This window comes from Klenkia marina, from assembly GCF_900101025.1.
In the GTDB taxonomy this organism is placed as follows: Bacteria; Actinomycetota; Actinomycetes; order Mycobacteriales; family Geodermatophilaceae; genus Klenkia; species Klenkia marina.
Genome location: NZ_FMUH01000001.1, coordinates 551700 through 574178, shown reverse-complemented (window position 1 = coordinate 574178; position 22479 = coordinate 551700). Strand labels below are relative to the sequence as shown.

General features: G+C 74.5%; 23 protein-coding genes and 1 tRNA gene. 21 read left to right on the top strand and 3 right to left on the bottom strand.

The window, feature by feature from the left end; all coding sequences use genetic code 11:
* The first annotated feature begins 129 nt into the window (after window positions 1–129).
* The 5 genes from topA to BLP29_RS02920 all read left to right on the top strand — a co-directional run bounded on the left by topA (window position 130) and on the right by BLP29_RS02920 (window position 5897).
* Window positions 130–3090 carry a type I DNA topoisomerase gene (topA, locus tag BLP29_RS02940; RefSeq protein WP_092799592.1) on the top strand — a complete coding sequence of 987 codons (2961 nt, stop codon included), beginning with the start codon at window positions 130–132 and terminating at the stop codon, window positions 3088–3090.
* 34 nt (window positions 3091–3124) lie between these two features.
* The gene (locus tag BLP29_RS02935; protein ID WP_092799590.1) at window positions 3125–3886 is read left to right on the top strand and encodes a class I SAM-dependent methyltransferase; all 762 of its coding nucleotides are present in this window, start codon (window positions 3125–3127) and stop codon (window positions 3884–3886) included.
* A 63-nt stretch (window positions 3887–3949) separates the two neighbouring features.
* Window positions 3950–4585 carry a dTMP kinase gene (tmk, locus tag BLP29_RS02930; protein WP_243469647.1) on the top strand — a complete coding sequence of 212 codons (636 nt, stop codon included), beginning with the start codon at window positions 3950–3952 and terminating at the stop codon, window positions 4583–4585.
* Complete coding sequence (locus BLP29_RS02925; protein ID WP_243469646.1) at window positions 4582–5763, top strand: DNA polymerase III subunit delta'; 1182 nt, start codon at window positions 4582–4584, stop codon at window positions 5761–5763. Before tmk ends, BLP29_RS02925 begins: the two co-directional genes overlap by 4 nt.
* 58 nt (window positions 5764–5821) lie before the next feature.
* Window positions 5822–5897: transfer RNA gene (locus BLP29_RS02920), tRNA-Thr, on the top strand.
* A gap of 27 nt (window positions 5898–5924) precedes the next feature.
* Here the strand turns inward: BLP29_RS02920 and BLP29_RS02915 are convergent.
* Window positions 5925–6281 (bottom strand): ArsR/SmtB family transcription factor, encoded by a 357-nt coding sequence (locus tag BLP29_RS02915; RefSeq protein WP_092799584.1) that lies wholly within the window; start codon window positions 6279–6281, stop codon window positions 5925–5927.
* Window positions 6282–6381: 100 nt separating this feature from the next.
* Here BLP29_RS02915 and arsM point away from each other — a divergent pair, with 100 nt between their 5' ends.
* The 6 genes from arsM to BLP29_RS02885 are packed head-to-tail and all read left to right on the top strand — an operon-like array spanning window position 6382 to window position 11345.
* Window positions 6382–7146 (top strand): arsenite methyltransferase, encoded by a 765-nt coding sequence (gene arsM, locus BLP29_RS02910; RefSeq protein ID WP_092799582.1) that lies wholly within the window; start codon window positions 6382–6384, stop codon window positions 7144–7146.
* Window positions 7143–8270, top strand: coding sequence for an ACR3 family arsenite efflux transporter (arsB, locus tag BLP29_RS02905; RefSeq protein WP_279385428.1), 1128 nt, complete (start codon window positions 7143–7145; stop codon window positions 8268–8270). Before arsM ends, arsB begins: the two co-directional genes overlap by 4 nt.
* Window positions 8267–8683, top strand: coding sequence for an arsenate reductase ArsC (locus tag BLP29_RS02900; RefSeq protein WP_092799580.1), 417 nt, complete (start codon window positions 8267–8269; stop codon window positions 8681–8683). The genes arsB and BLP29_RS02900 overlap by 4 nt, the downstream gene beginning before the upstream one ends.
* A 10-nt stretch (window positions 8684–8693) precedes the next feature.
* Complete coding sequence (locus tag BLP29_RS02895; protein ID WP_133378979.1) at window positions 8694–9428, top strand: dihydrofolate reductase family protein; 735 nt, start codon at window positions 8694–8696, stop codon at window positions 9426–9428.
* Complete coding sequence (locus BLP29_RS02890) at window positions 9425–10360, top strand: dihydropteroate synthase (RefSeq protein WP_207798273.1); 936 nt, start codon at window positions 9425–9427, stop codon at window positions 10358–10360. Before BLP29_RS02895 ends, BLP29_RS02890 begins: the two co-directional genes overlap by 4 nt.
* A gap of 10 nt (window positions 10361–10370) precedes the next feature.
* Window positions 10371–11345 (top strand): NAD(P)H-dependent flavin oxidoreductase, encoded by a 975-nt coding sequence (locus BLP29_RS02885; protein ID WP_092799576.1) that lies wholly within the window; start codon window positions 10371–10373, stop codon window positions 11343–11345.
* Window positions 11346–11432: 87 nt separating this feature from the next.
* On the opposite strand, the gene BLP29_RS02880 is transcribed toward BLP29_RS02885, so the two are convergent.
* Window positions 11433–11927 (bottom strand): inorganic diphosphatase, encoded by a 495-nt coding sequence (locus tag BLP29_RS02880; protein WP_091059257.1) that lies wholly within the window; start codon window positions 11925–11927, stop codon window positions 11433–11435.
* Window positions 11928–12076: 149 nt separating this feature from the next.
* Here BLP29_RS02880 and dacB point away from each other — a divergent pair, with 149 nt between their 5' ends.
* The 10 genes from dacB to BLP29_RS02830 all read left to right on the top strand — a co-directional run bounded on the left by dacB (window position 12077) and on the right by BLP29_RS02830 (window position 21246).
* A complete protein-coding gene (dacB, locus tag BLP29_RS02875; protein ID WP_243469645.1) occupies window positions 12077–13435 on the top strand; it encodes a D-alanyl-D-alanine carboxypeptidase/D-alanyl-D-alanine endopeptidase in 1359 nt (452 codons plus the stop codon).
* A gap of 147 nt (window positions 13436–13582) precedes the next feature.
* Window positions 13583–14656, top strand: a complete 1074-nt coding sequence (locus tag BLP29_RS02870) for a zinc-dependent metalloprotease (RefSeq protein WP_092799572.1) — start codon at window positions 13583–13585, stop codon at window positions 14654–14656.
* Window positions 14657–14660: 4 nt separating this feature from the next.
* Window positions 14661–15629: a tRNA lysidine(34) synthetase TilS gene (gene tilS, locus BLP29_RS02865; RefSeq protein WP_092799570.1), complete on the top strand. Its 969-nt coding sequence runs from the start codon at window positions 14661–14663 to the stop codon at window positions 15627–15629.
* The gene (hpt, locus tag BLP29_RS02860) at window positions 15626–16207 is read left to right on the top strand and encodes a hypoxanthine phosphoribosyltransferase (protein WP_341537335.1); all 582 of its coding nucleotides are present in this window, start codon (window positions 15626–15628) and stop codon (window positions 16205–16207) included. The genes tilS and hpt overlap by 4 nt, the downstream gene beginning before the upstream one ends.
* Window positions 16208–16437: 230 nt before the next feature.
* Entirely contained in the window at window positions 16438–18450 is a 2013-nt protein-coding gene (ftsH, locus tag BLP29_RS02855) for an ATP-dependent zinc metalloprotease FtsH (RefSeq protein WP_092799568.1), read from the top strand.
* Entirely contained in the window at window positions 18447–19061 is a 615-nt protein-coding gene (folE, locus tag BLP29_RS02850; protein WP_481268980.1) for a GTP cyclohydrolase I FolE, read from the top strand. Before ftsH ends, folE begins: the two co-directional genes overlap by 4 nt.
* Complete coding sequence (gene folP / locus BLP29_RS02845) at window positions 19058–19900, top strand: dihydropteroate synthase (protein WP_243469644.1); 843 nt, start codon at window positions 19058–19060, stop codon at window positions 19898–19900. Before folE ends, folP begins: the two co-directional genes overlap by 4 nt.
* A complete protein-coding gene (gene folB, locus BLP29_RS02840; RefSeq protein ID WP_092799566.1) occupies window positions 19893–20255 on the top strand; it encodes a dihydroneopterin aldolase in 363 nt (120 codons plus the stop codon). Before folP ends, folB begins: the two co-directional genes overlap by 8 nt.
* Complete coding sequence (gene folK / locus BLP29_RS02835) at window positions 20252–20755, top strand: 2-amino-4-hydroxy-6-hydroxymethyldihydropteridine diphosphokinase (RefSeq protein ID WP_092799564.1); 504 nt, start codon at window positions 20252–20254, stop codon at window positions 20753–20755. Before folB ends, folK begins: the two co-directional genes overlap by 4 nt.
* Window positions 20752–21246 carry a DUF3180 domain-containing protein gene (locus BLP29_RS02830; RefSeq protein ID WP_092799562.1) on the top strand — a complete coding sequence of 165 codons (495 nt, stop codon included), beginning with the start codon at window positions 20752–20754 and terminating at the stop codon, window positions 21244–21246. The genes folK and BLP29_RS02830 overlap by 4 nt, the downstream gene beginning before the upstream one ends.
* Window position 21247: 1 nt before the next feature.
* On the opposite strand, the gene BLP29_RS02825 is transcribed toward BLP29_RS02830, so the two are convergent.
* Window positions 21248–22456: an ABC transporter ATP-binding protein gene (locus BLP29_RS02825; protein WP_207798272.1), complete on the bottom strand. Its 1209-nt coding sequence runs from the start codon at window positions 22454–22456 to the stop codon at window positions 21248–21250.
* Window positions 22457–22479: the final 23 nt, after the last annotated feature.

The following is a 22479-nucleotide window of genomic DNA, read 5'->3' as shown; positions in this document are numbered from 1 at the left end:
GCCGTCGCCGCGCCCGGCGAGCACTGGCGGCGCGGCCCGGCCCGTCGCGGTGGCCTACCGTGGCGTCCGCCGAGGGCCTGCGCCGCACCGCCGACCCGGCGTGAGCGATCAGCACCGACAGGAGTCCCGTTGCCCACCAAGACCACGAAGAGCCCCACCGACACCGCCGCCGGCGGTGCCGCGACCCCGCCGCGCAAGCGCACCGCGGCGGCCCGGGGTGGCAAGCCGTTGGTCATCGTGGAGTCCCCGTCGAAGGCCAAGACCATCGCCGGGTACCTGGGCGACCAGTACGTCGTCGAGGCCAGCGTCGGCCACATCCGCGACCTGCCCCGCAACGCCGCCGACGTCCCCGCCGCCCACAAGGGCGAGAGCTGGGCGCGGCTGGGTGTCGACGTCGACAACGGGTTCGCCCCGCTGTACGTGATCAGCCCCGACCGCAAGCAGCAGGTGACCCGCCTCAAGCAGCTGGTCAAGGACGCCTCCGAGGTCTACCTCGCCACCGATGAGGACCGCGAGGGCGAAGCCATCGCCTGGCACCTGGTCGACACCCTGAAGCCGAACGTGCCGGTCCGCCGCATGGTGTTCCACGAGATCACCCCCGAGGCCATCGCCCGCGCCGTCGCCAGCCCCCGCGAGCTGGACACCGCGCTGGTCGACGCCCAGGAGACCCGCCGCATCCTCGACCGGCTCTACGGCTACGAGGTCTCGCCGGTGCTCTGGAAGAAGGTGCTGCCCAAGCTCTCGGCCGGGCGCGTGCAGTCGGTGGCCACCCGCATCGTGGTCGAGCGCGAGCGTGCGCGCATGCGGTTCACCGCCGCCGACTACTGGAGCCTGACCGGCACCTTCGACGTCGCGGTGGCCGACGCCGCCGACGAGGGCGAGCCGCGCCACCTCACCGCCAACCTCGTGGCGCTCGACGACAGCCGCATCGCCACCGGTCGCGACTTCGACGCCGACACCGGCGCGGTCGCCAGCAACGTGGTGCACCTCGACGAGGCCGGGGCCCGTGGGCTGGCCGCCCGGCTCGAGGGCGCCCAGGTCACCGTCACCCGGGTCGACGAGAAGCGGTACACCCGCCGCCCGTACGCCCCGTTCACCACCTCGACGCTGCAGCAGGAGGCCGGGCGCAAGTTCGGCTGGTCCTCCCAGCAGGTCATGCGCACGGCCCAGCGGCTGTACGAGAACGGCCACATCACCTACATGCGCACCGACTCGACGAACCTGTCGGAGACGGCGCTGCGGGCCGCCCGCACCCAGGCCCGCGAGCTCTACGGCGACGCGTTCGTCCCCGCCGAGGCGCGGCACTACTCGAAGAAGTCCAAGGGTGCACAGGAGGCCCACGAGGCCATCCGCCCCGCCGGTGACTCCTTCCGCACCCCCGGCCAGCTCGCGGGCCAGCTGGCCCGCGAGGAGTTCCGGCTCTACGAGCTGATCTGGCAGCGCACGGTCGCCTCCCAGATGGCCGACGCCGTGGGGCAGACGGTCACCATCCGGCTGGCCGGGCGCTCCTCCACCGACGAGGTCGCTGAGTTCTCCGCCTCGGGTCGCACCATCACCTTCCCGGGCTTCCTGCGCGCCTACGTCGAGGGCAAGGACGAGGGCGCCACCGGCGACGACGCCGAGGCCGACGACTCCGAGCGCCGGCTGCCCCGCGTCGAGCGCGGCCAGGTGCTCGACACCTCGAAGCTCGACCCCAAGGGCCACACCACCAGCCCGCCGGCCCGCTACACCGAGCCCAGCCTGACCAAGGCCCTCGAGGAGCTCGGCATCGGCCGTCCGTCCACCTACGCCTCGATCATGCAGACCATCCAGGACCGCGGGTACGTGTGGAAGAAGGGCTCCGCCCTGGTGCCCACGTTCATCGCGTTCGCGGTGGTCAACCTGCTCGAGCAGCACTTCACCGCGCTGGTCGACTACGACTTCACCGCCTCGCTCGAGGGCGAGCTCGACGAGATCGCAGGCGGCACGCTGCGCCGGGTCGACTGGCTCACCGAGTTCTACTTCGGCGGCGAGGGCGGCCACGCCGGCGGCATCGCGGCCTCGGGCGGCCTCAAGCAGGTCGTCGGTCAGCGGCTCGAGGAGATCGACGCCCGCGGGGTCAACTCGATCCCGCTGAAGGCCACCGGCCCGGCCGGGGAGCCCGTGGTCGTGCGGGTGGGGCGCTACGGCCCCTACCTGCAGGCCGGCGGTGAGGAGGGCGCCCGCGTCTCGATCGCCGACGACATCGCCCCCGACGAGCTGACCAGCGAGAAGGTGCGCGAGCTGCTGGAGGCGCCGTCGGGTGACCGCGAGCTGGGCACCGACCCCGAGAGCGGCCACACGGTCGTGGTCAAGGCCGGCCGGTACGGCCCGTACGTCACGACCCTCGTGCCCGAGGGCAGCAAGGAGTCCCCGCGCACGGGCAGTCTGTTCAAGACCATGCAGCCCGAGACGGTGACCCTCGACGACGCCCTCAAGCTGCTGTCGTTGCCGCGCACGGTCGGCAAGGCCGAGGACGGCGAGGAGATCCAGGCGCTCAACGGCCGCTATGGGCCCTACCTCAAGAAGGGCACCGACTCCCGCTCGATCGACAGCGAGGAGAAGCTCTTCACCACCACCCTCGACGAGGCGCTGGCCATCTTCGCCCAGCCCAAGCAGCGTGGCCGGGCCGCGGCCAAGCCGCCGCTGGCCGAGCTGGGCCCCGACCCGGTCACCAACGGCCTGGTCACCGTGCGCGAGGGCCGGTTCGGGCCCTACGTCACCGACGGCGAGTCCAACGCCAGCCTGCGCAAGGGTGACGACCCGCTGACCATCACCCTCGAGCGGGCGGCCGAGCTGCTGGCCGACCGCCGCGAGCGCGCGCCGGTGAAGAAGAAGGCCACCAAGAAGGCCGCCGCGAAGAAGACCACGGCCAAGAAGACGACCGCGGCCAAGAAGACGACGGCGAAGAAGACCACGGCCACGAAGACCACGGCCACGAAGACCGCGGCGAAGAAGACCACCGCGACCGGGACGGCCACGTCGACCGCCGCCGGGACCACTGCCGCGAAGAAGACCACCGCCGCGAAGCGGACGACGGCCGGCGAGGGTGCGGTGCCCGCCGGCAGCTGAGGCGGGGACGGCCGACCGGGGGGAGGAGGCGACCATGACCGGTGAGCTCGACCAGCGGACCTGGGACACCCGCCGCCGCTCGTTCGGCTCGGTGGCCCGGGACTACGCGCTGCTGCGCCCGGACTACCCCGCCGACGTCGTCGCGTTCCTCCTCGGCGGGCAGCCGCGGCGGGTGCTCGACCTGGGCGCCGGCACGGGCAAGCTCACCGAGCAGCTGCTGGCTGCCGGTCACGAGGTCCTCGCCGTCGACCCGTCCGCCGACATGCTCGCCGAGCTCACCGCCCGGCACCCGCAGGTGACCGCGGCGGTGGGCGGGGCCGAGTCGCTGCCGCTGCCCGACACCAGCGTGGACGCCGTGGTCGCCGGGCAGGCCGCCCACTGGTTCGACCCGGCCGCGACGGCGACCGAACTGCGCCGGGTGCTGCGCCCCGGTGGGGTGGTGGGGTTCGTCTGGAACACCCGCGACCTGCGCGTGCCGTGGCTGCGCGCCCTGGAGGGCGACATCGAGGACGAGGCCCGCGGGCACGAGGCCGACCAGGGGGTCGTCGACGCGTTCGCGGCCGCGCTGCCCGCCGACGTGGCGGTGCACGAGTCGGCCGTGGCCCAGCAGCTGAGCCCGGATGAGGTGGTGGCCAGCTTCGCCACCCGCAGCTACGTGGCGGTCATGGCCGACGACGAGCGGCACCGCTTCCTCGCGGGGCTGCGCCGCACCGTGGACACCCACCCGGGATCCGCGGACCGGGACGTGCTGGACCTGCCGTACCTGACCCACGCCTACCGGCTGACCCCGCGCTGAGCGCTCGGCCGCCGGCTGTCGACGCCGGGCGGGCCTGTCGGTGCCCGCCGGTACCGTGACCGCGTGGCCGGCCCGGGGGTGTTCATCGCGTTCGAGGGCGGCGAGGGCGCCGGCAAGTCCACCCAGGTCGCCCGCCTGGCCGCCTCGCTCACCGACGGCGGCCACTCCGTGCGCACCACCCGCGAGCCGGGCGCCACCGCGCTGGGCACGACGGTCCGCTCGATCGTGCTCGACCCGGCCAACACCGGTCTGTCCGCACGGGCCGAGGCGCTGCTGTACGCCGCCGACCGCGCCCAGCACGTGCACGAGGTGGTCCGCCCCGCCCTCGCGGCCGGCCAGGTGGTGCTCACCGACCGGTTCGTCGACAGCTCGCTGGCCTACCAGGGCGCCGGCCGGTCGTTCGCCGAGTCCGACATCCGATCCATCTCGCACTGGGCCACCGAGGGCCTGCAGCCCGACCTCACGGTCCTGCTCGACCTCCCGCCCGAGACCGGACTCGCCCGGGCCCGCGGCCGCGCCGCCGCCGACCGGCTGGAGGCCGAGTCGGTCGACTTCCACGAGCGGGTCCGGGCCACCTTCCGCGCGCTGGCCGCCGCCGAGCCCGGCCGGTACCTGGTGCTCGACGCCACCGGCACCCCCGACGCCCTCGCCGCCGCCGTGCGCGACCGGGTCGCCGTCCTGCTGGGGGCGGGCTGGTGACCGCTGTGCCCGACGGCGTCTGGCGCGACGTGGTCGGCCAGCCGGCCGCGGTCGCCGAGCTGCAGCAGGCCGTCGCGCAGCCGGGCTCCATGACCCACGCCTGGTTGTTCACCGGGCCGCCCGGGTCGGGTCGGTCCGTCGCCGCCCGGGCCTTCGCCGCGGCGCTGCAGTGCCCCGACGGCGGCGACGGCACCTGCCACGCCTGCCGCACCGTGCTCGCCGGCACGCACGCCGACGTCCGGCTAGTGGTGCCCGAGGGGCTGTCCATCGGCGTGAAGGAGATGCGCGGGGTCATCGGCCTGGCCGGCCGGGCCCCGTCGCAGGGCCGGTTCCAGGTCGTGGTGGTCGAGGACGCCGACCGCATGACCGAGCAGGCCGCCAACGCGCTGCTCAAGATGCTGGAGGAACCACCGCCGCGCACCGTCTTCCTGCTGTGCGCGCCCTCGCTGCACCCCGACGACGTCTCGGTGACCATCCGGTCGCGGTGCCGGGTGGTCGCCCTGCGCACGCCCTCGACCGAGGCGATCACCGAGGTGCTGGTCCGCCGCGACGGCATCGACCCGACGCTGGCCGCGTGGTCGGCGTCGGCATCGGGCGGGCACATCGGTCGTGCCCGCCGGCTGGCCCGCGACGACGACGCCCGGGCCTCCCGCAAGGCGGTGCTCGACGTCCCGCTCGCGCTCACCAGCCTGGCCGCCTGCCTGGGCGCCGCCGACGCACTGGTGGGCACCGCGGCGGCGGAGTCCACGGCGGCGACCGCGGCGGTCGACGCGAAGGAGACCGAGGCGGTCAAGGCCTCGCTCGGCGTGGGCGCCCGCGGTCCGGGCGTGGCCGCGGCCTCCCGCGGGGCCGGCCAGCTCAAGGAGCTGGAGAAGCAGCAGAAGTCGCGGGCCACCCGCATCGGGCGCGACACCCTCGACCGCGCGCTGGTCGACCTGGCCGGCATCTACCGCGACGCACTGGTCATCGCGACCGTGCGGGGCGACATGGCGCGGGTGCCGCACCTCAACCACCCCGACCGGGCGCAGGACACCCTCGACCTTGCCCGCAAGGTCGGCGCCGAGGGTGCACTGCGCCGCATCGATGCGGTGCTGGCGGCCCGCACGGCGCTCGAGCAGGCGGTCAAGCCGCAGATCGCGGTCGAGGCCATGTGCGTGGCCCTCCGGCTCCCCGGCTGAGCCCCGGGGTGGCGCCCGGCAGCGGGACCGCCGTCGCGTAGGCTCTCCGAGGCACCACGCCGCCTTAGCTCAGTCGGTAGAGCATCTCACTCGTAATGAGAAGGTCGTCGGTTCGATTCCGACAGGCGGCTCCACTCCACCCGCACCACCGGTCGGCGGCCTCACCGCCGCAGCTGGGTGTCCAGCACAGCCGCCACCGCGTCGAGGGCGCCGGGGACGACGGCGTAGTAGGCCCACACACCGCGCTTGTCGCGGGTCAGCAGGCCGGCGTCGACGAGCACCTTGAGGTGGTGGGACACCGTCGGCTGGGACAGCCCGACCGGGTCGGTCAGGTCGCAGACGCAGGCTTCCCCGCCCTCGTGGGCGGCGACCAGGGACAGCAGCCGCAACCGGGTGGGATCGGCGAGGGCCTTGAGCGTGCGGGCCAGCGCCTCGGCGTCCTGCGCGCTGATGGGCGCGGCGACCAGCGGTGCACAGCAGGCCTGCGCCTCGGCGGTGGGGTGCAGGGCCGTCGGCATGGGCCGATTGTGCCGCAGACATCGATGACTGTCGATATTGACGCACATCGATGTGTCCGGCACAGTCGCCCATCGACAGTCATCAATGGATGGAGGGGCCATGCCCAGCGACGACCTGCGCGAGGAGGTCCGGGCGCGCTACGCCGCCGCGGCCCGGTCGGTCACCGGTGCCGACACCGAGGGGTGCTGTGCCCCTGCGGTGGACGCCCTCGAGGTCGACGACCGGTTCGGCGCCGCCCTCTACGACGCCGGGACCAGCGCGCAGCTGCCCGCCGAGGCAGTCCTGGCGTCGCTGGGCTGCGGCAACCCGCTGGTGGTGGCCGACCTGCGACCGGGGGAGCGGGTGCTCGACCTGGGGTCCGGCGGTGGCATCGACGTGCTGCTGTCCGCCCGCCGGGTCGGCCCGACCGGTTTCGCCTACGGCGTGGACATGACGGCCGAGATGCTCGACCTGGCCCGGGCCAACGCCGCGCGGGCCGGGGCGAGGAACGTGGAGTTCCTGGCAGGCACCATCGAGGAGCTCCCGCTGCCCGACGCCGCGGTCGACGTGGTGATCTCCAACTGCGTGGTCAACCTGTCCACCGACAAGCCCGCCGTGCTCGCCGAGACCTTCCGCGTGCTGGCCCCCGGCGGCCGGATCGGGATCTCCGACGTCGTCGCCGAGGACCACGTCACCCCCGAGCAGCGCGCCGAGCGCGGCTCCTACGTCGGCTGCATCGCCGGCGCCCTCTCGCGCTCGGAGTACCTGACCGGGCTGACCGCCGCCGGGTTCGTCGACGCCAGCGTGACCTTCACCCACGAGGTCGCCGACGGCCTGCACGGGGCGGTCGTCGCCGCCACGAAGCCTGCGGGGACAGCCTCGTGAGCGACCCCGTCTCCGAGACCGTCCGACCCGGCACCGACGTGGACACCCCGGTGCTGGCCCGGCTGTCCACCCTGGACCGGTTCCTCCCGGTCTGGATCGTCGCGGCCATGGCCCTCGGCCTGCTGCTGGGCCGCTTCGTCCCGGGCCTGGACACCGCGCTCGAAGCGGTCACCGTCGGCGACGTCAGCCTGCCGATCGCCATCGGGCTGCTGCTGATGATGTACCCGGTGCTGGCGAAGGTCCGCTACTCCGAGCTCGATCGCGTCACTGGCGACCGCAGACTGCTGCTGGCCTCCCTCGGCCTGAACTGGGTGCTCGGCCCGGCGCTGATGTTCGCCCTGGCGTGGCTGCTGCTGCCCGACCTGCCCGAGTACCGCACCGGTCTGGTCATCGTGGGGCTGGCCCGCTGCATCGCGATGGTCCTGATCTGGAACGACCTGTCCTGCGGTGACCGCGAGGCCGCCGCGGTCCTGGTCGCGATCAACTCGGTCTTCCAGATCCTGGCCTTCGCCGCCCTGGGCTGGTTCTACCTGCAGGTGCTGCCCGGCTGGCTGGGCCTGTCCACCACCTCGGCGGAGTTCAGCGTCTGGGCCATCGTCGTCTCGGTGCTGGTGTTCCTCGGCATCCCGCTCGTGGCCGGGTTCGCCACCCGCACGATCGGTGAGCGCACGCGCGGCCGGGACTGGTACGAGGGCCGGTTCCTGCCCAGGATCGGGCCGCTCGCCCTCTACGGCCTGCTGTTCACGATCGTCATGCTCTTCGCGCTGCAGGGCGGGGCGATCACTTCCCAGCCCTGGGACGTCGTCCGCATCGCCGTCCCCCTGCTCGCCTACTTCGCCCTCATGTTCGGCGGGTCGTTCCTGCTCGGCATGCGGCTGCGCCTGGGCTACGCGAAGACCGCCACGCTGGCCTTCACCGCCGCCGGCAACAACTTCGAGCTCGCCATCGCGGTCGCCATCGGCACCTTCGGCGTGACCTCGGGACAAGCACTGGCCGGCGTCGTCGGACCCCTCATCGAGGTGCCCGTCCTCGTCGCGCTCGTCTACGTCTCGCTCCGGGCCGCCCGCCGCTGGTTCCCCGGCGACCCCACCGTCCCGACCACCCCGAGGAGCACGACACCGTGACCGCCCCCAGCGTCCTGTTCGTCTGCGTGCACAACGCCGGCCGCTCCCAGATGGCCGCCGGGTGGCTGGCCCACCTGGCCGGCGACGCCGTCGAGGTCCGGTCCGCCGGCTCGCTGCCGGGCGACCAGGTCAACCCGGCCGCCGTGCAGGCGATGGCGGAGGTGGGCGTGGACATCTCCGCCGCCACCCCGAGGGTGCTCACCACCGAGGCCGTGCAGGCCTCCGACGTGGTCATCACCATGGGTTGCGGCGACGCCTGCCCCGTCTTCCCCGGCAAGCGCTACCTCGACTGGGACCTCGCCGACCCCGCAGGCAAGGGCGTCGAGGCCGTCCGCCCGATCCGGGACGAGATCGGGTCCCGCATCCGTGGCCTGCTCGCCGACCTGGGGGTGCAGCCGCGGACCGGCGATTAGGTTGGCCGGCATGCATCTGGTCCACCCGGCCCCGTCGCGCCCCGTCTCGGGGGACGACCTGCTCGACGCGTACCCGTGGCCCGACGAGGGCCGGTGGGTGCGGGCGATGATGGTGACCACGCTCGACGGCGCGGCCGCGGGCCGCGACGGCCTGAGCGGCTCGATCTCCTCCAGCGTCGACGGCGAGGTGTTCGACGCCGTCCGCCGGCTGGCCGACGCCGTGCTCGTGGGGGCGGGGACGCTGCGGGCCGAGGAGTACGGGCCCATGCGCGCCAAGGACGCCGACGCCGGCCGCCGGGCCGCGGCCGGGCAGGCGCCGGCCCCCCGCATCGCGGTCGTCTCGGGGTCGCTCGACCTGCCCTGGTCCCTCCCGGTCTGGGCCGGGTCGACCGTCGGCCCGCTCGTGCTCACGGGCCCCTCGCCGGACCCGGAGGCGCTGGCCACCGCCCGCGAGCACGCCGAGGTCGCGGTGCTCGAGGACCTGGAGCCCGCGACGCTGCTGGCCGCGCTGGAGACCCGCGGGCTGCGCCGCATCGTCTGCGAGGGCGGGCCGAGCCTGCTCGAGGCCGTCGTCGCCGCCGACCTGCTCGACGAGGCCGACATCACCCTGTCGCCGATGTTCGCCGGCACCTCCACCACGCCCCGCACCGACGGCCCCGACGAGGTCGCCCGGTTCGACCTGGTGCACCTGATCACCGCCGAGGGCTTCGTCATGGCGCGGTACACCCGGCCCGGCCACCGGTGATCGACCTCGCCGCGCTGGCCCGGCTGGCGGCCGCGCACGCCGAGGACCTCGGCCACCGGGTCGAGCCGTTCCGGCTGGGCGAGCGCGTGCTGGACACCGACGCCCGGCCGGCGATCATGGGCGTGGTCAACCTGTCGCAGGACTCGTCCTACCGCGAGAGCGTGGCGCCCTCGGTCGAGGCCGCCGTCCGTCGTGGCGTCGTGCTGGCCGCGCAGGGCGCCGACGTCGTGGACGTCGGCGCCGAGTCGGTGTTCGAGGGCGCGGCCCGGGTGGGCCCGCAGGAGCAGATCCGCACCCTCGTGCCGGTGGTCGAGCAGCTGGCGGCGGCCGGCGTCGCGGTGTCGGTGGAGAGCTACCACCCCGACGTCGTCCGGGCCGCCCTGGCCGCCGGCGCGACGCTGCTGAACCTGACCGGCTCCGCCGACGACGACACGATGTTCGAGCTCGCCGCCGAGTTCGACGCCGCCCTGGTCATCTGCCACGTGCTCGGGGTCAACCCGCGCGAGCTCGACGACGCCGACGTCGACCGCGACCCCTACCCCGCGTTGTTCGACGCGCTCGGTGCCCGGGTGGCCGCCGCCCGCGACCGCGGGGTGCGGGCGGGCATCAGCGTCGACCCGGGGGCCGGCTTCGGGATGGCCCGGCTGGCCGACCCCCTCGAGCGGGTGCGCCACCAGTCGGTGCTGCTGCTGCAGAGCTTCCGGCTGCGCCGGCTCGGGGTGCCGGTCTGCCACTCGCTGCCCAGCGGGTTCAACTACTTCGAGGACGAGGTGCGCACGGCCGAGGGCTTCTTCGCCGTGCTCGCCGGGCTGGGCGGCACCGGCATCCACCGCACCCACGAGGTGCCGCGGGTGCGGGCGGTGCTGCGGGCCATGGCCGACCTGCCCGTCGAGCGCGAGGAGGCCACCGAGCGGTCAGGGCTGACTGTGTAGCCTGCCGGGCGTGACCCTCCCCGACGTGCTGCGCGGGCGGCTGAGCCTCCCGGCCATCGCCTCGCCCATGTTCATCGTGTCCGGGCCCGACCTCGTCGTCGCCCAGAGCTCCGCCGGCGTCGTCGGGTCCTTCCCGGCCCTCAACGCCCGCCCGGCCGAGAAGCTGGGCGACTGGCTCACCGAGATCGACGAGCGGCTGGCCGCGGCCCGGGCCACCGGCGCGACCGTCGCCCCGTACGCGGTGAACCAGATCGTGCACCGCTCCAACGACCGCCTCGAGCACGACGTCGCACTCTGCGTCGAGCACGAGGTGCCGATCGTCATCACCTCGCTGGGCGCCCGCGAGGACGTCTACGACGCGGTGCACTCCTACGGCGGCATCGTGCTGCACGACGTCATCGACGACCGCTTCGCGCACAAGGCGATCGACAAGGGTGCCGACGGCCTCATCGCGGTGGCCGCCGGGGCCGGCGGCCACGCCGGGACGACGTCGCCCTTCGCCCTCGTGCGGGAGATCCGCCGCTGGTTCGACGGCCCGCTGGCCCTGTCCGGGGCCATCGCGCACGGCAGCTCGGTGCTGGCCGCCCAGGCCGCCGGCGCCGACCTCGCCTACATCGGCTCCGCCTTCCTGGCCACCGCCGAGGCGCAGGCCGCCGAGGGCTACAAGCAGATGGTCGTGGACAGCTCCGCGTCCGACATCGTCTACAGCAACCTGTTCACCGGCGTGCACGGCAACTACCTGGCCGGCTCCATCGTGGCCGCGGGCCTGGACCCGACCGACCTGCCCACGAGCGACCCGAGCGCCATGAGCTTCGGCTCTGACGGCGGCGCGAAGGCATGGCGCGACGTCTGGGGCTCGGGCCAGGGCATCGGCGTGGTCGACGCCGTGGTGCCCGCCGCCGAGCTGATCGCGCGGCTGGGCCGGGAGTACGCCGAGGCCAAGGCGGCCCTGGACGCCGCCTTCGTCGCCCCCGTCACCGTCTGAGACCGCAGAGGGGCGCCGCACCCGGTCGGTGCGGCGCCCCTCCGTCGTCCAGGTGCGTGATCGGCCCGCGCAGGCCGGCGGGATGGGTCAGTGGTGGTTCGAGGCCTGCTTGGCGCGCTCGAACGAGGCGTTGATCTCGGCCTCGGCCTCGGCCAGCCCGACCCAGTTGGCGCCCTCGACGCTCTTGCCGGGCTCGAGGTCCTTGTAGGTCTCGAAGAAGTGCTGGATCTCCAGCCGGTCGAACTCGGAGACGTCGGTGATGTCCTTGAGGTGGGCCATGCGCGGGTCGGTGGCCGGCACGGTCAGCACCTTGTCGTCGCCACCGGCCTCGTCGGTCATCCGGAACATGCCGATGGCCCGGCAGGTGATGAGGCACCCGGGGAAGGTCGGCTCCTCCAGGAGCACGAGTGCGTCCAGCGGGTCACCGTCCTGACCCAGGGTCGCCTCGATGTACCCGTAGTCCGCCGGGTACCGCGTCGAGGTGAACAACATCCGGTCCAGCCGGATGCGTCCAGTGGCGTGGTCCAGCTCGTACTTGTTCCGCTGGCCCTTGGGGATCTCTACCGTCACGTCGAACTGCACCGACGTAGTGTGGCCCACGCCTGGGCGCCGTGGTACGTCGAGGGTCCACAACCTGCCTCGGGGGAGGGGTCATCGCGAGCGCCCCGACGGTCACCGTGCAGCCCCGTCGGCCCCGGAGGCCGTGGCGCCGGCGCCTGTGGCAGCTGCTCGTGGCGCTCTGCGTCGTCGCCGCGCTGGTCGCCGGCGGGGTGCTGCTGGCCACCCGCGAGGACCCGGCGCCCGACGCCGTGGCCGCCGTCCCCAGCGACGCGGTCGCCGTCCCCGATGCGGTGCTCCCGGACCTCGCCGAGCCGCGCCCGGTGCTCGCCGCCCTCGCCGCGGGCGCCCCGACGCCCGACCCGGCCACGCTGCAGGCCCGGCTGGCGTCCCTGCTGGCCGCCCCCGCGCTGGGCACGGGCCTCTCGGCGGAGGTGGTCGACGTCGCCACCGGCACCGTGCTGCTGGACACCGACGCCACCGACCCCGGCACCCCGGCCTCCACGACCAAGCTGCTCACCGGGCTGGCCGCGCTGACCACCCTGGGCCCGCAGGCCGCCTTCACCACCACCGTCGTCGCGGGCGCGAGCCCCGGCGAGGTCGTGCTGGTCGGCGGCGGCGACCCCACGCTGTCCACCACCGCCCCCTCGCAGAGCTACCCCGGCGCGCCCACCGTGGCCGACCTCGCCGCGCAGGTGCAGGCCGCGCTGGCCGGTGCCGCCGTCACCTCAGTGGTGGTGGACAACTCCCTGTTCACCGGCCCGCTCACCGCGCCCGGCTGGGGCAGCGAGGACGCCCCGTCCACCTACGCCGCCCCGGTCACCGCCACCGCCGTCGACGGCGCCCGGGTCGCCCCCGGCACCACCCAGCGCAGCGGGCAGCCCGGCACCGACGCCGGCGGGGCCCTCGCCGCCGCGCTCGGCGTGCCCGGCGCCCCGGTGGGCCTGGGGACGGCGCCCGCCGGCGCGCAGGTGCTGGGCAGCGTGCGGTCCGCGCCGGTGGAACGGCTGGTCGAGCAGGCGCTCACCGCCTCGGACAACCTGCTCGCCGAGGTGCTCGCCCGGCACGTCGCCCTGGCCACCGGCCGCGAGGCCAGCTTCACCGGCGCCGCCGCGGCGGTCACCGCGGCCGTCACCGCCGCCGGGTTCACCACCACGGGGCTCGCCCTCTCCGACGGCAGCGGGTTGTCCGCCGCCGACCGCATCCCCGCCCGGTTGCTCGTCGACGTGCTGCAGGCCGCCGCCGACGGCACGCTGCCCGCCGCCGGTGCGCTGCTGTCCGGGCTGCCGATCGCCGGCTACACCGGCACGCTGGCCGACCGCGGGGACGCCGACCCCGCGACCGCACCCGGGGCCGTGCGCGCCAAGACCGGCACGCTGTCCACCACCAGTGCGCTGGCCGGGCTCGTCGTCAGCGCCGACGGCCGCCTGCTGGCCTTCGCCCTGCTCGCCGACGGCACCCCCGGCGACGTCACCGCCGCCGAGACCGCCCTCGACGCCGTCGCCCAGGCCATGGCCAGCTGCGGGTGCTGAGCACATGGCGATCCTCCGGATCGCACCGCGGCCAGGAGCCGTCCCCCGGGGGCGACGAGCGCGTCCGTCGTTCGGTCGCGGGACCCTCCGGGCCCCACTCCTCACGACCCCGCACCGTGGTGCGGTCCCGCGGTTACCTTCGTCCCCATGGCTAGCTCGTTGGTGGACTGGGAGACGGCACGGCGCACGGCTCGCCGGCTGGGTCGTCCCGGGCCGGCGACCACGCGCGCGGACGCCGCGGCGGTCGTCGCCGAGCTGCACGAGTGCGCGGCCGCCTCGGTGGCCCACGTCGAGGCGCTCACCGGGCTGACCCCCGCCGCCGGGGCGCCGACGCCGGTCACCGCGGTGGTCGACCGGCCCGGCTGGGTCGACGCCAACACCGCGGGCATGGCCGCCCTGCTCGACCCGATCAGCGAGGCGCTGCAGGAGAAGACGGGCAGCACCCCCGGCGCCCTCGCCCGGGCGGTCGGCGGGCGGGTCACCGGCGTCCAGGCCGGGGCGGTGCTCTCGTTCGTCTCGAGCAAGGTGCTGGGCCAGTACGAGGTGTTCGGCACCGGGGGTCGGCTGCTGCTGGTGGCCCCGAACATCGTCGAGGCCGAGCAGAAGCTGGGCGTCGACCCGCACGACTTCCGCATGTGGGTGTGCCTGCACGAGGTCACCCACCAGCTGCAGTTCACCGCCTTCCCCTGGCTGCAGACCTACCTGGAGAAGCAGGTCCAGGAGTTCGTCCGGGCCAGCGACCTCGACCCCGCCGTGCTGCGCGACCGGCTGCGCGAGGTGGTGGGCAGCCTCTCCGACGCCGTGCGCGGCAAGCCCGTCGACGGCGACGCCCCCGGCGGGCTCATGGCGCTGGTGGCCGACCCGGCGCAGCAGGCCGTGCTCGACCGGGTCACCGCGGTGATGAGCCTGGTCGAGGGGCACGCCGAGTTCGTCATGGACGGCGTCGGACCCGACGTCGTGCCCAGCGTGCGCACCCTGCGGCGGCGGTTCGGGCAGCGCCGCAAGGGTGTGGGGCCGGTCGACCGCCTGCTGCGCCGGCTGCTCGGGCTGGAGCAGAAGATGCAGCAGTACGCCGACGGCCGGCACTTCGTCGCCGGTGTCGTGGACCGGGTCGGCATGGAGGCGTTCAACACCGTCTGGACGTCGCCGGGCACGCTGCCGCGCAAGGAGGAGCTCACCGACCCGCAGCGCTGGGTCGACCGCGTCCTCACCCCGTACTGAGCCGGTGGGCCCCGACCCCGCCGTCGCCGCCGTGCGCGCCGCCGTGCGCCCCGGGCTGACCGGCCCGGTGCTGGTGGCCTGCAGCGGGGGTGCCGACTCGGTGGCGCTGGCCGCCGCCGTGGCCTTCGAGGCCCCCCGCGCCGGGGTGGCCGCCGGCGCCGTGACCGTCGACCACGGCCTGCAGCCCGGCTCCGCCGAGCGCGCCGGGTCCACGGCGGAGCTGCTGCGCGGGCTGGGTCTGCACCCGGTCGTCGTCCGCCGGGTCGAGGTGGGGACGGCGGGCGGCCCGGAGGCGGCGGCGCGCGCGGCCCGGTACGCAGTCCTGGACCGGGCCGCGGCCGACCACGGGGCGCGCATCGCGCTGGGGCACACCCGCGACGACCAGGCCGAGACCGTGCTGCTGGGCCTGGGGCGGGGGAGCGGACCCCGGTCGCTGGCCGGGATGGCGCCGGTGCGCGGCCACCTGTGGCGGCCCCTGCTCGACCTGCCGCGGGCCACCACCCGCGCCGCGTGCACCGCCCAGGGGCTGCCGGTCTGGGACGACCCGCACAACACCGACCCCGCCTTCACCCGGGTGCGGCTGCGGCACGAGGTGCTGCCGCTGCTGGAGGACGTCCTCGGCGGCGGCGTGGCCGGCTCGCTGGCCCGCACGGCGGCCCTGCTGCGCGAGGACTGCGAGGCCCTGGACGCCCTGGCCGCGGCGGTGCCCGACCCGGCCGACTGCACCGCGCTGGCTGCCCTGCCCGCCGCGGTGCGCCGCCGGGCCCTGCGGGGCTGGTTGCTGGCCCACGGCGTCCCCGACCTAGCCGCGGTGCATCTGCACGCCGTCGAAGCCCTCGTCGTGCACTGGCGGGGCCAGGGCCGGGTCGACCTCCCCGGCGGTGCCGGCGTCGTGCGGGCGTCTGGCAGGCTTGCGCTGCAAGGCCCCCCGGCACGCCGCAGCACACCCCCGAGCGAGGAGCCCCACCCGTGAGCGACGCACCCGTCGGCCCCCTGGGCCCGGACCACGGCTACGGCCCCGACATCGACCACGTGCTGCTGACGACCGAGCAGATCGACGACAAGATCCGCGAGCTGGCCGACCGCATCGCCGTCGACTACGCCGGCCGCGAGGTGCTGCTGGTCGGCGTCCTCAAGGGTGCGGTGCTGTTCATGAGCGACTTCGCCCGGGCGCTGCAGCTGCCCACCCAGATGGAGTTCATGGCCGTCTCCTCCTACGGGTCGGCCACCAGCTCCTCGGGCATCGTGCGCATCCTCAAGGACCTCGACCGCGACATCACCGGCAAGCACGTGCTGGTGCTCGAGGACATCATCGACTCGGGCCTGACCCTGTCGTGGCTGCTCAAGAACCTGGGCTCGCGCGGCCCTGAGTCCCTCGAGGTGTGCGCCCTGCTGCGCAAGCCCGACGCGGTGAAGGTCGACGTGCCGGTGAAGTACGTCGGCTTCGAGATCCCCAACGAGTTCGTCGTCGGCTACGGCCTGGACTACGCCGAGCGCTACCGCGACCTGCCCTACATCGCCACGCTCAAGCCCGAGGTCTACTCCTCCTAGGGGTAGAAGGACCCCGTCGCCCCCCACGGCGCGCTTCGCGCACCGCGGGCCCCTACGACGGGGCCGTTCCAGCACGTCACCACGGGTGATGCACAGGGACGCCGGTGTACCTTCGGGGCCGACGACGTCGCCGCTCGCGACGCAGGACACCTCGGGTCGCGCGGCGTCCCCGGACGAGCAGGAGGGACGGCGGGCACCGACGGGTTCGCCCGTCCGCCCGGCATCGGTACATGGAGCGCAAGAAGATCTTCCGGTCGGTCTGGTTCTGGGTCGTCCTCGTGGTGCTGGTCGTGGCCATCGGCGTGCAGTCCTTCAGCGGGGGCAGCGAGTACAGGGAGGTCTCGACCTCCACGGCGCTGGCCCAGTTCGCCGACGACAACGTCGACCGCGTCACCATCAACGACCGTGAGCAGACCCTCGACATCGACCTGAAGAACGCGGTCGACGGCGAGCAGAAGATCACGGCCTTCTACCCGACCGGGGCCGACACCGCGGTGTACGACCTGGTCAGCGGGGCCGACGCGGGCGACGGGGGCAGCTCCGACAGCGCGGTCGACTTCGACACCAACGTCAGCCAGGACAACGTGCTGACGTCGATCCTGATCAGCTTCCTGCCGTTCCTGATCATCCTGGGCCTGCTGTTCTGGCTGTTCAGCTCCATGCAGGGCGGCGGCCGCGGCGTGATGGCCTTCGGCAAGAGCAAGGCCAAGGCGGTCAGCAAGGACACCCCGAAGACCACGTTCGCCGACGTCGCCGGCGCCGACGAGGCGATCGAGGAACTGCACGAGATCAAGGACTTCTTGCAGAACCCGGTCAAGTACCAGGCCATCGGCGCCAAGATCCCCAAGGGCGTGCTGCTGTTCGGCCCGCCCGGCACCGGCAAGACCCTGCTCGCCCGCGCCGTGGCCGGTGAGGCCGGCGTGCCGTTCTACTCGATCTCCGGCTCGGACTTCGTCGAGATGTTCGTCGGCGTCGGCGCCAGCCGCGTGCGCGACCTGTTCGAGCAGGCCAAGACCAACGCCCCGGCGATCATCTTCATCGACGAGATCGACGCCGTCGGCCGGCACCGCGGCGCCGGCATGGGTGGCGGGCACGACGAGCGCGAGCAGACCCTCAACCAGATGCTGGTCGAGATGGACGGCTTCGACGTCAAGGGCGGCGTCATCATGATCGCGGCCACCAACCGGCCCGACATCCTCGACCCCGCGCTGCTGCGCCCGGGCCGCTTCGACCGCCAGATCGCCGTCGACCGCCCCGACCTGCTCGGCCGCGTCGCCGTCCTCAAGGTGCACGCCACCGGCAAGCCGCTGGCCGACGACGTCGACCTCGAGACCCTCGCCCGGCGCACGCCCGGCTTCACCGGCGCCGACCTCGCCAACGTGCTCAACGAGGCCGCCCTGCTCACCGCCCGCCACGGCGGCAGCGTCATCACCGACGCCTCGCTCGAGGAGGCCATCGACCGCGTGCTGGCCGGCCCCGAGCGCAAGACCCGGGCGATGAGCGAGAAGGAGAAGAAGGTCACCGCCTACCACGAGGGCGGACACGCCCTGGTGGCGCACGCACTGCCCAACCTGGACCCGGTGCACAAGGTGACCATCCTGCCGCGCGGGCGGTCGCTGGGGCACACCCTGGTGCTCCCGACCGAGGACAAGTACACCCAGACGCGCTCGGAGATGATCGACACCCTGGCCTACATGCTGGGTGGCCGTGCGGCCGAGGAGCTCGTCTTCCACGAGCCCACCACCGGCGCCGGCAACGACATCGAGAAGGCCACGAGCACCGCCAAGGCGATGGTCACCGAGTACGGCATGAGCGCCAAGCTCGGCGCGGTCAAGTACGGCAGCTCCGACGCCGAGCCCTTCATGGGTCGCGACATGGGCTCGCGCCCGGGCTACTCCGACGCCGTGGCCGCCGACATCGACGGTGAGGTGCGGGCGCTGATCGAGGCCGCGCACGACGAGGCCTGGGAGATCCTGGTCGAGCACCGCGGCGTCCTGGACCAGCTCGTGCTCGAGCTGATCGAGAAGGAGACGCTGTCCAAGGAGGACATGGCGCGCATCTGCGCCGGCGTCGTGAAGCGGCCGGCCCTCGCGCCGTACAACGGCTTCGGCAAGCGCACCCCCAGCGACCGGCCGCCGGTGCTCACCCCGGCCGAGCAGGCGCGCGGGGTGTCGGGCGACCCCGGCTACGACGTCGAGAAGCCGCTGCCGGTCGGCGACGCCGGCGCCCCGCAGTCGCGGTGATCGACCCCACCGTGGACCCCCGACCGGTGCCGCACGACCAGGACGGCGTGGACCACGCCCGGGCGGAGGCGGCGGTCCGGGAACTGCTCATCGCGGTGGGGGAGGACCCCGACCGGCCCGGGCTGCAGGAGACCCCCGCCCGGGTCGCCCGCGCCTACGCGGAGGTCTTCGCCGGTCTGCGCCAGGACCCCGTGCAGATCCTGTCGACGACGTTCGACGAGGACCACGACGAGCTCGTGCTGGTGCGCGACATCGCGCTGTACTCCACCTGCGAGCACCACCTGGTGCCCTTCCACGGGGTGGCGCACATCGGCTACATCCCGGGTGCCGACGGCCGGGTGACCGGGTTGAGCAAGCTGGCCCGGCTGGTCGAGGTCTACGCCCGGCGGCCGCAGGTGCAGGAGCGCATGACCAAGCAGATCGCCGACGCGATGGTCGACTCGCTGCACCCGCGCGGGGTCATCGTCGTCATCGAGGCCGAGCACCTGTGCATGGCCATGCGCGGCGTGCGCAAGCCCGGTGCCCGCACGACCACCTCGGCCGTGCGCGGCATCTTCAAGGAGAGCGCCAGCACCCGGGCCGAGGCACTGAGCCTGGTCCTCGGGCGGTGACCGTGGCGGGGCGCTGCCTGGTGATGGGCGTCCTGAACGTCACGCCCGACTCGTTCTCCGACGGGGGCTGCTTCGCCGACACCGCCTCCGCGGTGGGCCACGGGCTGGCCATGCACGCCGCCGGCGCCGACTGGGTCGACGTCGGGGGGGAGTCCACGCGGCCCGGTGCCGACCGGGTCGCCGCCGAGCAGGAGTGCGCCCGCGTGCTGCCCGTCATCGGTGAGCTGGCCGCCGCCGGGGTCGCGGTCTCGGTGGACACCACCCGCGCCGAGGTCGCGGCCGCGGCGCTGGACGCCGGGGCGACGCTGGTCAACGACGTCAGCGGCGGGCTCGCCGACGCCGGCATGGCCCCGCTGGTCGCCGAGCGCGGCGTGCCCTGGGTGCTCATGCACTGGCGCGGCCACAGCCGCGAGATGTACGCCGCCGCCCGCTACGGCGACGTCGTCACCGAGGTGTGCGCCGAGCTCACCGCCCGCGTCGAGGACGTCGTCGCCGCCGGGGTCGACCCCGCACAGCTCGTGCTCGACCCCGGCCTGGGGTTCGCCAAGAACGCCGACCACAACTGGGCCCTGCTCGCCGGGCTCGACCGGCTGGTCGCCCTCGGGCTCCCGCTGCTGGTCGGGGCCTCCCGCAAGACGTTCCTCGGCCGGCTGCTCGCCGGCCCCGACGGCGCCCCCCGCCCCGCCGACCAGCGCGACGCCGCGACCCTGGCCACCACGGTCCTGGCCGCCGAGGCCGGCGCCTGGGGGGTGCGGGTGCACGACGCCGCCGCATCGGTCGACGCCGTCGCCACCGTGGCCGCCGTGCAGGCCGCCCGAGCCAGGAGGACCCGTGCCTGACCAGATCGCCGTCCGCGGCATCACCGCCCACGCCCACCACGGCGTCTACGCCGTCGAGCGCGAGCAGGGGCAACGCTTCTCCGTCGACGCCGTGCTCGACGTCGACACGGCCCCGGCCGCGGCGACCGACGACCTCGCGCTGACGGTGAACTACGCCGAGCTGGCCCAGGGCCTGCACGCGGTGCTCACCGGCGAGCCGGTCGACCTGCTCGAGACCCTCGCCCAGCGGCTGGCCGACACCTGCCTGGCCAACCCGCTGGTGCAGGCCGTGCAGATCACCGTGCACAAGCCCGAGGCCGACCTCGGCGTCCCCTTCGACGACGTCACGGTCACGATCTCCCGCAGCCGCTCGTGACCCGGGCCGTGCTCTCGCTGGGCGGCAACCTGGGCGACCGCGCCGGCACCCTGCGCACCGCGCTGCGGGCGCTGACCACCGAGGGCCTCGTGGCCCGCTCCGTGCTCTACAAGACCCCGCCGTGGGGGCCGGTCGAGCAGCCGCCGTTCCTCAACGCGGTCGCCGTCGTGCGCGGTGAGCGCGACGCCGCCGGCTGGCTGGCCCTGGCCCACGAGCTCGAGCAGGCCGCGGGCCGCACCCGTGAGGTGCACTGGGGTGCCCGCACCCTCGACGTCGACGTGGTCACCGTGACCCAGGACGACGGGACCCCGGTGCTGTCCGCGGATCCTGACCTGACGCTGCCGCACCCGCACGCCCACGAGCGCGCGTTCGTGCTCGTCCCGTGGCTGGCCCTCGACCCGGCCGCGCAGCTGCCCGGCCGGGGCGCGGTCCGCGACCTGCTCGCCGCGCTGCCGGCCGAGGACGTCGAGGGCGTGCGCCGGTGGGAGCAGCTGGCGTGAGGCCGGTGTCCCGCCGCGACCTGGCGGTCGTGGCCCTCGGACTGAGTGTGGTCGGCTGGCTCGTGGTGCGCGCCCTCTACGGCAGCCTGCCCGGCTTCCACTGGTGGCAGCCCCTGCCGCTGCTGCTGCTGGCCGTCGCCGAGGTGCTCGGCGCCCGTTCCCTGCGGGCCCGGCTCGGTGCCGACCGCGAGCGACGCCGGGCGGCCCGCTCGGGGGAGGCGGTGGCGATGACCCCGGGGCAGCGGGTCGACGAGCCGGTGGAGCCCATGCTGGTCGCCCGGCTGGCCGTGCTCGCCCAGGCCTCGGCGTGGGCCGGGGCCGGGTTCGCCGGGCTGTGGGGCGGCGCGCTGGTGTTCACCGGCACGCAGGTCGGTCGCCTCGCCGCCGCCCCGTCCGACGCCCTGGCCGCCGGGCTCGGCGTCGCGTGCTCGCTCGCGCTGGTCGTCGCGGCCCTGCTCCTCGAGGGCGCCTGCCGCACCCCCGAGGAGTAGGTCAGGGCTCGCCGGCGGTCTCGGGGGCGGAGCCGGCGACGCTGCGGCGCAGCGCGGCGTGCACCGAGGCGGGGGTGAGGACGCCGGCCAGCTTGTCGCCGTCCATCACCCCGACCCACCCGGCGTCGACCTGCAGCAGCTTGGCGTAGGCGGCCCGCAGCGACGAACCCAGCGGCACCCAGGCGTCCATCGGCCGCCACACGTCGCCGACCACCCGGGCCCCACCGGCCGCGGCGTCGGCGGCGTGCTCGGCCGACACCCAGCCCAGCGGCAGCCCGGTGCCCTGGTGCCGACCACTGCCCGCGCCGCCGGTGACCCCGGGGGCGTCGACGACGACCGCCCAGCTGGCGCCCGAGCGGGCGATCACGGCCCGTGCGGTGCCCAAGCCGTCGTCGAGGGCGACCGTCGGCGGCTTCTCCAGGTCCTCGACCGCGATGTCGGTGACGGCGAGCCGCTTCAGGCCGCGGTCGGCGCCCACGAAGTCGGCGACGAAGTCGTTGGCCGGGTCGCCGAGCAGGTCGGCGGGGGTGGCGAACTGCTCGACCTTGCCGCCCTCGCTCATCACCGCGATGCGGTCGCCGAGCCGCACGGCCTCCTCGATGTCGTGCGTGACGAACACGATGGTCTTGCGCACGGTCTCCTGCAGGCGCAGGAACTCGTCCTGCAACCGACCGCGCACGACGGGGTCGACGGCGGAGAACGGCTCGTCCATGAGCAGCACCGGCGGGTCGGCGGCCAGCGCCCGGGCGACCCCGGCGCGCTGGCGCTGCCCGCCGGAGAGCTGGTGGGGGTAGCGGTCGCCGTAGGCCTCCGGGTCGAGGCCGACGAGGGTCAGCAGCTCCTCGACCCGGGTGGCCGTGCGCTGCTTGTCCCAGCCGAGCAGGCGGGGCACGGTGCCGACGTTGGTGCGGATGGTCTGGTGCGGGAAGAGCCCGACGTTCTGGATGACGTAGCCGATGCGCCGGCGCAGCTTCTGCGGCCGCAGCCGCGTGACGTCGTCGTCGCCGATGACGATGCGGCCGGTGCTCGGCTCGATGATCCGGTTGATCATCTTCATGGTCGTCGTCTTGCCGCAGCCCGACGGGCCGACCAGGACGGTCAGCTCACCGGCGGCGAAGGTGAGGTCGAGCTCGGCCACCCCCACGGTGCCGTCGGGGTAGACCTTGCTGACCCCTTCGAGCCGGATCGGCTCGGCGGCAGTAGCTTGCACCGGGTGGACTCCTCGTCGGTGGT